This window comes from Roseateles sp. P5_B10, assembly GCF_056400485.1.
Map to the genome: position 1 here is coordinate 1 of NZ_JBFULE010000654.1, position 2,991 is coordinate 2,991.

Annotated in this window: 3 protein-coding genes; 2 read left to right on the top strand and 1 reads right to left on the bottom strand. The window is 70.2% G+C overall.

Translation table 11 applies throughout. The features are described from left to right. Together AC1DU6_RS25455 and AC1DU6_RS25460 are read left to right on the top strand one after the other, a co-directional pair. The coding region (locus tag AC1DU6_RS25455) for a tripartite tricarboxylate transporter substrate-binding protein (protein ID WP_477860496.1) at positions 1 to 370 on the top strand (370 nt) is incomplete at its 5' end. Beyond that, positions 367 to 2,445: a sensor domain-containing diguanylate cyclase gene (locus tag AC1DU6_RS25460; protein ID WP_457324875.1), complete on the top strand. Its 2,079-nt coding sequence runs from the start codon at positions 367 to 369 to the stop codon at positions 2,443 to 2,445. The genes AC1DU6_RS25455 and AC1DU6_RS25460, both read left to right, overlap by 4 nt. On the opposite strand, the gene AC1DU6_RS25465 is transcribed toward AC1DU6_RS25460, so the two are convergent. Further along, a partial coding sequence (locus AC1DU6_RS25465) for a formate dehydrogenase accessory sulfurtransferase FdhD (RefSeq protein ID WP_477860499.1) occupies positions 2,436 to 2,991 on the bottom strand: 556 nt, incomplete at its 5' end. The two genes, AC1DU6_RS25460 and AC1DU6_RS25465, sit on opposite strands and share 10 nt — an antisense overlap.

A 2,991-nucleotide genomic window follows, 5' to 3' on the forward strand; every position in this document is an offset into this window, starting at 1 on the left:
CAGCTGCAACACCGCGCGCAGCATCATGCCGGCCGTGCAGTCGGGCGCCCTGCGTGGATTGATGACGACGGCCCACGGGCGGCTGAGGTCGCTGCCACAGCTGCAGAACGCCGCCGAGCTCGGCCTGCGCGATATGCAGCAATTGCAGGGCTGGTCGGCCCTGCTCGGGCCGGCGGGCATGCCGGCCGAGGCCGTTCTGCGCTGGCGCGCACTGCTCGACAAGGTCGCCGCCGATCCGGAATGGCAGGCCGGCACCGAAGCGCTGAGCGCGTCGGCGCGCATCCACGCAGTCAAGGACCCGACGCAGTACTTGCGCCAGCAGGGGCAGTTCTACGAGCGCCTCGTGACGACGCTGGAGGCCCGGCCATGAGCCTGGGCAGTCCGTCGCGCCGTCGACTCTGGCCTTGGATCGTGGACGCGGCGCTGGTCGTGCTCATCTTGGTGATGGGCCTGGCAGGTAGCGTGGGCGCCTACCGCTCGCTGGCGCTGAAGGCTGCGGGCCAGCAGCGCGAGCTGTTGAACGCGATGGGGCAGAGCGTCGTCGGCGCCTTTGATCTGCAATTGGTGAGGGTGGTGGAGACGCTGCAGGCGGCCAGCCGGATGTTGTCGGCCCAACCAGGGCTGACGCGCGCTCAATTCGCACGCTATGGCGCCGGCTTGGTCACCGATTCCTCGGCCCTGACCCTGCTGGAGTGGCAGCCCGTCGTGCCGCATGCGCAGCTGGCTGAGTTCGAGAGGCAGGCGAATCTGGAGCAACCGGGCTATCGCGTCGTCGAGCCGGCGCCGCAATACCAGGGCGATGGGCTCATCGCCGCGCGCGAGCGCGACATGCATGTGCCGGTGCGCTATTCCTGGCCCGAGAACGGCTCCGCCGTCGGTGTGGACATGGCCTTCGACCCGCGCCGCATGCGCTCCAAGCTGCTCGCCCGCGATGCCGGCGTGCCCATCGCGTCCGAGACATTTCCGTTGATCCGGCTTGGCCAGCAGGCGGCCGCCATCAGCGGCTTCGCGGTGTCCGCGCCGGTCTACCGGATCTCGCAGCCGGCGGGCGTCGAGGCGCGTCGCCGCGAGCTGACGGGCTTCCTGGCCGGCGTCATCGAGCTGCCGACGCTGATGGCCGAGGCGGCGCTGCGGGCCGACGCCAATGGCCTGGATGTCTTCGTCTTCGACCAGGAGGAGAAGCACCGGCTCATCTATTCATCGGCCGGCAGTGAACCCTTCCAGTCCGACGAGCGCGACACGGCGCTGAGCATCGACGTGGGCGGGCGCCCCTGGCAACTGGTGCTCAGGCCCCGGCCCGGCGTGCTGGCTGGCGAAGGTGACAGAACACCGCTACTGGTCCTGGCCGCAGGCAGCCTGGCAACCCTGCTCGTCGCGTTGGCGGTGGCGCGCAGCCTCGTCGTCAGGCGCCGCCTGGAGCGGACCGAGGCCGACCTGGCCGAGGATCGCCAGCGCATGGCCAATGTGCTGGACGGCACGGCGGCCGGCACCTGGGACTGGCATATCGACACCGGCCGGCTCGACATCAACGAGCGTTGGGCCCAGATGCTGGGCCGCAACCGCGCCGAACTCGAACCTGTGACGAGCACGACCTGGGAAAGACTCTGCCATCCCGGCGACCTCATCGAGTCCAACCTGGCGATGAAGCGTCATTTCAGCGGTGCGGACGAGCGCTACACCGCCGAGTTCCGCATGCGCCATGCCGAGGGCCACTGGGTCTGGGTGCAGAGCAACGGCAGCGTCTTCGAGCGTGACGCCCAGGGGCGCCCGCTGCGATTGGCCGGCACGCACATGGACATCTCCCGCCGCAAGGCTGACGAGCAGCGGCTGTATGACGATGCCCGCGCCCTGGAGGCGGCAAACCGCCAGTTGCGCGACCTGGCCATCGTCGACGCCCTGACCGGCGCCTTCAACCGGCGTCATTTCAATGATGTCTGCCTGGCCGCCCTGGCCGGCGCCCAGCGCGGCCAGGCCGTGGCCTTGTGCATGCTCGACGTGGATCATTTCAAGGCCTACAACGACCGCTACGGCCACCAGGCCGGCGATGCCGTCCTCAAGGCCCTGGCGCAGACGCTCAAGGACTCCCTCAAGCGCTCGACCGATGCGCTGTTCCGCCTGGGCGGCGAGGAGTTCGGCGTGATCTTCTCGGCCACGTCGGCCGAGACGGCCGAGCATTTCGTCAGCCAGCTCAGCGCTGCCCTGCACGCCCTGGCTCTGCCTCACGAGGGCAGCCCTCAGCGCGTTGTGACCGCCAGCTTCGGCCTGGCCTGGTGGGCCGCGCCGAGCTCCAACCTGACGCCGGAGGCCATGTACGCCGCGGCCGACGACGCCTTGTACGAAGCCAAGCGCTGCGGCCGCGATCAGATCGTCATTCGCTGCTTCCTGGCCGGCGAAGGCGAAACCCGAACGTCAGAGCCGATGGCGCTGAGCGACCGTCAGGCGTAGCGCGTCGCGCGGCCCTCGCGCACGAAGGCCCAGAGCTCCAGCCCCAGGCCGCGCGCCGTCGCAATGGCCAGACTGCTGGGGGCCGACATGCAGGCCAGCAAGCCGACGCCGGCCATCGCCGTCTTGTGCACGAGCTCGAAGCTGGCCCGGCTGGACATCAGCACGAAGCCTTCACGCGGATCGGTATCGCGACGGGCGAGGGCGCCGGTCAGCTTGTCGAGTGCGTTATGGCGGCCGATATCCTCGCGCACCAGCAGCAGTTCACCGCTGGGCAGGCACCACGCCGCACCGTGCAGACCACCGCAGCGCGCATTCAGCACCTGCGCGGCGGGCAGGGCGGCCAGGGCCCGGTCCAGCGCCTGCGGGGCCAGCGTTGGCGCGCTGACGGCGGCGGGTTGCAGCGCGCCAAGCAGGGCCAGGCTTTCGACGCCGCACAGGCCGCAGCCGGTGCGGCCTGCCAGGGTGCGCCGGCGCACCTTCAGGCGCTGCTCGCAGGCGGCGGTCACCGTCAGGGCCAGTTCGATGCCTTCGGGCCGGGTCTCGATC

Bases quoted from the DNA above. Each gene is read 5' to 3' on its own strand.
- AC1DU6_RS25460 (WP_457324875.1), top strand. From the start codon at position 367: ATGAGCCTGGGCAGTCCGTCGCGCCGTCGACTCTGGCCTTGGATCGTG.